This is a genomic window from Microbacterium sp. (assembly GCF_031178525.1).
Lineage (GTDB): Bacteria > Actinomycetota > Actinomycetes > Actinomycetales > Microbacteriaceae > Microbacterium.
On record NZ_JAPSJA010000126.1, the window covers coordinates 1 to 7646 of the forward strand.

A 7646-nucleotide genomic window follows, 5' to 3' on the forward strand; every position below is an offset into this window, starting at 1 on the left:
GGCAGTAGCCGGTCCGAACGCGCGCCCGAGGGCATCGAGCACGGCCGCGACGCCGTCGCCCGAGTCCAGCCCCTCCCAGACCTCGTCGATCATGTCCTGCGGCAGACCTCCGGGCAGCACCGCGATGCCGTCGTCGGCGACGATGGTCAGCATGCCGCCGGGCTCGTATGTCACGCGCATCAGCGCATCCCTCCCACGGGCTCTCGCGGGAGCGTGTCGGAGTCGATGCCGGGATCGTCGTCCGCCGTCACCGCTCCGCGCCGTGAGACCGAGACCGCATCGACCACGATCGCCGTGATGTTGTCGCGGCCGCCGTGCAGCACGGCCTCGTGCACGAGGCGCGTGGCCGCCGCCTGCGGATGCCCCTCGACGCTCAGGATGTCCCTGATCCGGTCGGCCGACAGCTCGCTCGGCAGGCCGTCGGAGCACACCAGGATGCGATCGCCCGCGCTGGCGGGGATCATCCAGTAGTCGGCGTCGCCGTCGCTGCCGGCGCCGAGCGCGCGCGTGATGACGTTGCGGCGCCGGTCGCGCGAGGCATCCTCCGGGCTGAGCTCCCCCCGGTCCAGGAGCTCCTGCACGACCGAGTGGTCGACGCTGATCTGCTCGAGGTGCCCCGCGGCGAGCCGGTACGTGCGCGAGTCGCCCAGATTCAGTGCGAGCCAGTAGCCCTCCCCCGCGACGTCGGCGACCACGACGCCCGTCAGGGTCGTTCCGGCGCCCGCCTGACTGCCGCCCGAGAGTCCGTCGACGCGGATGCGGGCACGGTGCAGCGCCTCGCGCACGTCGTCGATCGTCAGGCTGTCGCGCCCCGCGAACGGTGCGAACTCCGCGATCGCGGTCGCCGAGGCGACCTCGCCCCGGTCGTGCCCGCCCATGCCGTCGGCCACGAGGAACACGGGCGGCACCGACAGGAAGGAGTCCTCGTTGAGCGAGCGGCGCAGGCCCGCGTCGGTGGCCGCGCCGCTCAGGGCGACGATCGGGCGGCTCACCCGCGCCCCTTGAACGTCACGATCCGGTCGCCGATCTCGAGCGCGTCATCGGCCTCGAGCGCGATCGCCTCACCGGGCGCCGCGGTGAGCCGCTCGCCCGCGCGCACGATGGTGACGCCGTTCGTGGAGTGGTGGTCGACGACGGACACGCCGGCGTCGGCGACGACGATCTCGAAGTGCGTCTTCGACAGCGAGAGGGTCTCGTCGCGCACGATGACCGCCTCGGCACCCTCCGGCGCGGTGGGATTGCGGCCGAACACGGCGCGCTCGACGACCGTGTGCTGCGTGCCGTCGTCCCACTCCAGCACCGCCGGATGCGTACGGCTGACGAGGCGCGTGTCCTCGACATCCGGTTCCGGCTCTGGTGCCGGCGTGGGACGGACGAGGATCGTGTCGTCCTCGAGCTCGTCATCGACGATCACGGGCGCGGCGGGCTGCGGAGCCGGCGACCCGGCGGGCGCCGGCGGATCCTGCGTGATGCCGGGCACGAAGGCGATCAGTCCGTCGCCCGACGGCGCGGGTGCCGCGGCGGGGCGGGCGGGAGGCGCCGGCTGGGGGATCAGCGGAGGAAGCGGCGGGCGCGGCGGGACGTAGCCGCCGAACGCCGCCTCCCCGGACGGGGCCGGCACGGGCGGGGCAGCCGGCGGCGCCGGGGGCGCGGGCACGCTCGGCGTCCCGCCGTAGGCGGGGGCCGCGGGCGACACGGGAGCAGGAGTCGCCCCAGGACGGGCGGAGCCGCCCGGCGCTTGCGGCCGCGCGTCGCGCATGAATGCGTTCGCGACCTTGTCATGCCAGCCCTGCCTGCGGCCCGACTTGTCGAAGAGGACGGAGAAGCAGCCGACGATGATCGCCGCGCCCAACGACCAGATGATGTTGCGGAGGAAGGCGCCGCCGAAGCCGAGCGGCGCACCGCCCTCCAGTCGCACGAGCCGCAGCTTGACCAGCCGCATGCCGATCGAGCCGTGTCCGCCCTGCATGGCGGTGTAGACGAAGAACCATGCGACAGCGAGCATCCACGCGGTGATCGCGAAGATCACGATGACCACGGAACCGAGCGCCCCCGCAAGGAGCGTGCCGATGCCGATCCACAGGGCAACCGCGACGGGGACGACGGCGGCGTCGATCGCATACGCGCCGACGCGGCGCGCGAGCGGCGCGGGCGTGCCCGGCATGGGCGCCGCGTCGGGGGCCGAGCCGGCGTGCCCGCCGGTGCCGGGCGCCGGGAACGCCGTACCCGCGTGCGGGGCGGAACCAGACGGGGCGGCCGGCGCTCCGTGCGGCGGCGGCGGGTAGGCGCCCGGCGCGGGGGCCCCATAGGGGTTCGGCGTCGTCATGTCAGCCATCCTTCCGTCGTGCGGAGACCGTCTCTCGCAGCGACCGCACGCGTTTCGTCAGTGAGGAGCCCTGGGTCAGCGAGCGCAGGTTGATCCGCGCCGCGAGCCGCTTCCAGACCGAGGCCTGCCGGTTCATGCCGCCCACGACCCCGTCGACCTCTGCCCAGAAGGCGTCGATCTCCTCAGGCGTCGGCTCGCCGGGGCCGAACACCCCGGCGTCCGCCCGCACGGCGATGCTCTGCACGCGGGGCTCCTCGAGCGTCGCGACAAGCTGCGCCGACTGCTCGTAGCGCGTCGCGCCCACGGGCACGGCGCGACCGAAGTCGACGGCCCGATCCATCAGCTCGTCCCAGCCTCCGCTGATCCGGTCGGCGGGCAGCGGCGCCTCGCGGCGCTTGCGGCGGCGAGACGCCTTGATGCCGCCGATGATCACGAACGGCGCGAGCAGCACCGCGACCGTGCCGAGACTGATCCCGCCGACCGCGAGCAGCACCCCGAGGAAACCGGGCAGCGGCTCGGACTCGTCCTCGGCCTCGCGGTCGTCCGGCACGAGCGGCGGCTCGTCCGCCTCCTCCTTCGGCGGGGGCGGCGGCTGCAGCGGCATGGGCTGTGGATCGGTCTTGGGCTGCGTCGTCTGGTCCTTGGGCTCCTTGTCCTCGTCCGGCGTCGGATCGATCGGCACCCAGCCGGCGTCCTCGAACGCGACCTCGACCCAGGCGTGGAGATTGTCGCCGTTCGCGACGAGCTGCCCGGAGGAGCCCTCGGCGTGGAAGCCCATCACGACGCGCGCGGGGATGCCGACCTCGTGGGCCATGAGGGCCATGAGCGCGGCGTACTGCTCGTCGTCGCCGACCATCTGCTCGGCCGCGGCCATGCCGGCGAGACGGGCCGAGCCGTGCCCGGAGGGCGAGAACTCCTCCTCCTTCAGGCCGTGGCTGAAGAAGCCGGTTTCGACCAGATGGGTGCGCAGCGCCTGCACCTTCTCGAACGGAGTCCTTGCCTCCGCGTCCGAGATCGCGTCGGCCGCGACCTCGCGCAGCTTGTCGGGCACGGCCGTCGGCTCGGGGATCTCGACCGCGGCGAAGCGATCCCCGGCGAGAGTCGCCTCGTCGGGTGCGGGCGGCACGATCGTGCTGAACGTGTAGGAGTCACCCGCCTTGAGGCCTGTCGTCACCACGCCCGTGCCGCTCGAGGGGTTGTAGTAGGTCGCGCGGCGCAGCGCCTCGGCGTTCGGTCCCTCGAACTCGAGGGCGTCGACCTGCCCGACATCCGGCAGCCAGACGTCGGAGTACTTGCCGATCTCGACCCGTACGTCGGCGCGGCTGCCCTCCACGCCGCCGGCCATGTTCGAGCGGAGCGGCGTGAACGCGCTCGACGAGTCGGACACGTTGTACACGACGCCCGAATAGGTGTCCATGGTGCCGAGCCGGACGCGGGCACCGGCCGGCAGCCCCGTCACGGTGAAGAGCGGCTCGTTGGCGTACTCGTCCACGTAGATCCGGAAGTCCTGCAGGGGGCTCGCGTACTGGCGGATGTCGAACGGCGGGATGATCACGTCGCGGATCACGTAGCGGACCTCGTGCGGAGGAGCCATCAGCGTCGAGACCCCGCCCGCCGCCGCGGCGATCGCCAGCACGCCCCCGGCGGCGCCCACGCGGCGCAGCAGATGGCGCCGGTCCTCTGTCTGCTCGTCCGTCGACGACAGCGCGACCGCGCTGCGCGTGGGCGCCCACGCCGCGCGCACCGCGAGCCAGACGATCGCGACGACCGCCAGCAGGATGCCCTGCACGGCCGGCAGCGCGGGCTCCGAGGTGCCCAGCGCGATCTGCAGGCCCAGGCACACGGCCGCCGGCAGCAGCGCCCACGCCGGAGGGTTCACGCGCAGCGCCAGGCTCGCGGTCAGCACCGTGAACACGAGGATCAGCAGGAACGGCACAATCAGATGCCCGTCGTCCGCCGCGACGGGGGCGACCGTCGTGAGCAGCGACTTCCACGACGTGACGACGCCGAGAGCCAGCTTCTGCAGCGTCTCGATGGACGGGATGACGCCCAGGATGGCCGTGTGCGGCAGCGCGAACAGCCCGCCCAGCAGGAAGTAGGCGACGAGCACGGCGGCCGCGATGAGCAGGATGCCCCATCGCTGCAGCGCCGCCAGCGCCGCGATGCCCAGGCCGACCGCGAGCGCGCCGAGGCCGGGCAGCAGCACGATCGGGCCGTCGAACGTGGGCCAGAAGCCGATCACCGGAACCAGCAGGAGCAGGGCCACGGCAGTGAGATCGAGTGCCCAGCGGCGCGGTTCGAGCGGTGCTCCTGCGGCCGCGCGGGCTCCGCGACGCGTGGGGGCTGCCGGCACTTCGGGCGCCTCGGGGGTCTCCCGCGCCTCGACGGGGAGCGTGAGGACGGCGCTCATCCGAGCACCCTCTGCTTGACGGCGCTCATCCGAGCACCCTTCGGAGCGACGGCGGCAGATGCTCGAGCGCGCCGATCGTGATGACGTCGGCCTCGCCGATGCGTCGTCTTCCGGCCTCCTGTCCCAGCGCCGCGACGATCACGATCACACGGGATCCGAGGGGCAGGCGCGAGACCGCCGACTGCACCTGCGCGGGCGTCAGGCGGCTGCCGAACGCCAGCACGACGACGCTCGCGGCGGGAGCGTTGGACGCGATGCTCCCGGCCAGCGCGGTGGCGCTTCCCTCCCGGGTGCGCGAGTGCTCGACGCCCGACAGCGCGTCGAGCAGGTGCTTCTGCGTCTCGGTGCGGAGCTTGCCCGTCTGCGTGCGCACCTCCACGCGGTACGAGTCGCGCAGGGCGCGCAGGCCGAGCGAACCGGCCGCCGAGATCGCCAGCTCGAACTCGTCGGGATCGGCGTACTCGCCCGGATGCGTCGAGACTCCGATCACGAAGTGCGAGCGGCGCGTCTGCTCGTACGTGCGCATCATGAGCGTCCCGGTGCGCGCCGTGGATCGCCAGTGCACGTGGCGCAGGTCGTCGCCCGGCTGGTACTCCGACAGGGCGTGGAAAGCGATGTCGTCGCGTGCCAGCTCGCGGGACGTCATGCCCTCGAGGTCGCGCACGAATCCCAGCGACTGCCCGTCGAAGCGCACGGTCTTCGGGTGCACATACAGGTCGACCGGCTCGTCGCGACTGTCGACGCGCTCGAACAGCCCCAGCGGATCTCCGCGGACGATGCTCACCGGCCCGACCGGCACCACGGCGCGGCGCGTGGTCGGGATCGCGAAGAGCTCCTCGACCTGCTCGCCCGGAGCGAGGTGCTTGATGCCGAACACGCCGCGTCCGCCGCCGACGGGCAGCACGACGCGAGAGGGCAGGATCGCCCGCGTGCCCGAGTTCGCGAGCGTGAGCGCGCCGAACGCCCGCTCGCCGACGACCACGCGCGTACGGGTCAGGTCGAGCGCGACGTCGTACGTGGTGCGGCCGATCAGGAACAGCAGGCACAGCGCGATCACGGTCGTGGCGACGACCGCGGCCGTCGTGATCTCCCGCCAGCCGAGCCAGGGGCCCACGATCCACAGCGCGACCGCGAGACCGATCACGACCCAGCCGATCGGACGCACGACCTTCGCCGCGCGGCGGGCATCCGACGCGATCCGGCCGAGCAGGTACAGCGCGACCTCGCGCCAGCTCGCCTGGGTCGGAGCCTCCTCGTGCTCGGGCGCGCGGACCGGCGGCGGGGCGGTCGTCGCCTCGCTGTCGGTGACGGGTGCGGTCGTCATGGGTCCTGCTCAGATCATCCGGTGGTCACGCCGGCGGCGCGGGCCTGCGGGGCCGACACCCTGTCGAGCACACGGGCGATCACGGTCTCCGGCGTCGTGCCGACGAACTCGGCCTCGGGGTCCATCACCAGGCGGTGGGCCCAGACCGGCTGCGCGAGCGCCTTGATGTCGTCGGGGATCACGTAATGGCGCCCCTGGGCCGCGGCCCACACCTTCGCCAGGCGCACGATCGCGATCGCCCCGCGCACCGACACGCCCAGACGCGTGTCCTTGTCGGTGCGGGTCGTCTCCGCGAGTTCGGCCGCGTAGCGCAGCACGGCGGGCTCGACGTGCGCGGTCGCCGCGAGGTCGGCCATGTCGGACACGGCGCTCGTCGTGATGATCGGCGTGAGGCTCGCCGACGGGTTGCGGTCCGCGGATCCGGCGAGGATGCGCTCGGTCACCTCGAGGGTCGGGTATCCGATCGAGGTCTTCACGAGGAATCGGTCGAGCTGCGCCTCCGGCAGCTTGTACGTACCGGCCTGCTCGATCGGGTTCTGCGTCGCGATCACGAGGAACGGGCGGCCCACCTCGTGCGGCGTGCCGTCGACCGTCACCCGCGACTCCTCCATGACCTCGAGCAGCGCCGACTGCGTCTTGGGCGACGCGCGGTTGATCTCGTCGGCCAGCACGATGGACGCGAAGACGGGGCCGCGGTGGAACTCGAAGGTGTGCGCCTGCTGGTCGTAGATCGTGACACCCGTCACGTCGCTCGGCAGCAGGTCGGGAGTGAACTGGATGCGGTTGGACGTGCCCTGCACCGTGGCGGCGATCGCCTTCGCGAGGCTCGTCTTGCCGGTTCCCGGTGCGTCCTCGAGCAGCACGTGGCCCTCGGCCAGCATCGCCGCGAGCACGAGGCTCACGACCTCGCGCTTGCCCATCAGCGCCTTGTCGACGTTGTCGACAAGGCGGCTGAAGGTGCCCTGGAACCAGGCCGCCTGCTCGGGCGTCATCGTCATTCGTTCGTCCTTGTCATCGCTGTCGCTGCTCTGGTGATCATTGCTGCCAGGTCCACCAGTCGGTCCACATGTCGACGCCCGGCCCGCTGATGTGCAAACGCACCTTGTGCCCGGCGAAACCGTAATAGCAGCCCAGCCGCTCGCTGCCTTCGGTGCGCAGTCGGTACGTCCTGCCGGCGAATCCGCCGGGGGCGCTGTCCTCGTCGTGACATGAGACGTGGTAGTCCCCGCCCGGGAAGTTGGCGTAGTTCAGCTGCAGGAAATAGCAGTTTCCCGTCTTGCAGTTCGGCTGGCCGGCGGCGCTCTGGCCGGAGTTCCTGACGTTGGCCGACGGAGGCGGCGGATCGACGGTCCGCGCGGACGCGGATTTCGACACGCGCTGGCCCGCGCTGTCCGTGACCGTCACAGTGATCTCCCGGGTCTGGCTGTACCCGAAATCAATGGTCTGCGACCCGCTCGTAGCGCTGCTGGTGACGGCGCCCGTGACTCGCACGCTGTCGATCGGGCGACCGTTCGCCGACGGATTCGCGTTCCACTCGAAGGTGATTGAGGTTCCGTTGCGCGTCGCCGTCACGTGAGGATTGTGAA

At 72.2% G+C, this 7646-nt stretch carries 7 protein-coding genes; all 7 read right to left on the reverse strand.

The annotated features are described in order from the left end of the window. Positions 1–180 (reverse strand): hypothetical protein (locus RIF89_RS09065; RefSeq protein WP_309068797.1); only part of this gene is annotated, 180 nt, incomplete at its 3' end. Beyond that, a complete protein-coding gene (locus RIF89_RS09070) occupies positions 180–992 on the reverse strand; it encodes a protein phosphatase 2C domain-containing protein (RefSeq protein ID WP_309068798.1) in 813 nt (270 codons plus the stop codon). The genes RIF89_RS09070 and RIF89_RS09065, both read right to left, overlap by 1 nt. Beyond that, positions 989–2326 (reverse strand): RDD family protein, encoded by a 1338-nt coding sequence (locus tag RIF89_RS09075; protein WP_309068799.1) that lies wholly within the window; start codon positions 2324–2326, stop codon positions 989–991. Before RIF89_RS09075 ends, RIF89_RS09070 begins: the two co-directional genes overlap by 4 nt. A 1-nt stretch (position 2327) precedes the next feature. After that, positions 2328–4736, reverse strand: coding sequence for a transglutaminase domain-containing protein (locus RIF89_RS09080; protein WP_309068800.1), 2409 nt, complete (start codon positions 4734–4736; stop codon positions 2328–2330). A gap of 25 nt (positions 4737–4761) precedes the next feature. Further along, a complete protein-coding gene (locus RIF89_RS09085; protein WP_309068801.1) occupies positions 4762–6060 on the reverse strand; it encodes a DUF58 domain-containing protein in 1299 nt (432 codons plus the stop codon). Positions 6061–6074: 14 nt separating this feature from the next. Continuing rightward, positions 6075–7058: a MoxR family ATPase gene (locus tag RIF89_RS09090; RefSeq protein WP_309068802.1), complete on the reverse strand. Its 984-nt coding sequence runs from the start codon at positions 7056–7058 to the stop codon at positions 6075–6077. Between the two features lie 37 nt (positions 7059–7095). Then, the coding region (locus RIF89_RS09095) for a hypothetical protein (RefSeq protein ID WP_309068803.1) at positions 7096–7646 on the reverse strand (551 nt) is incomplete at its 5' end.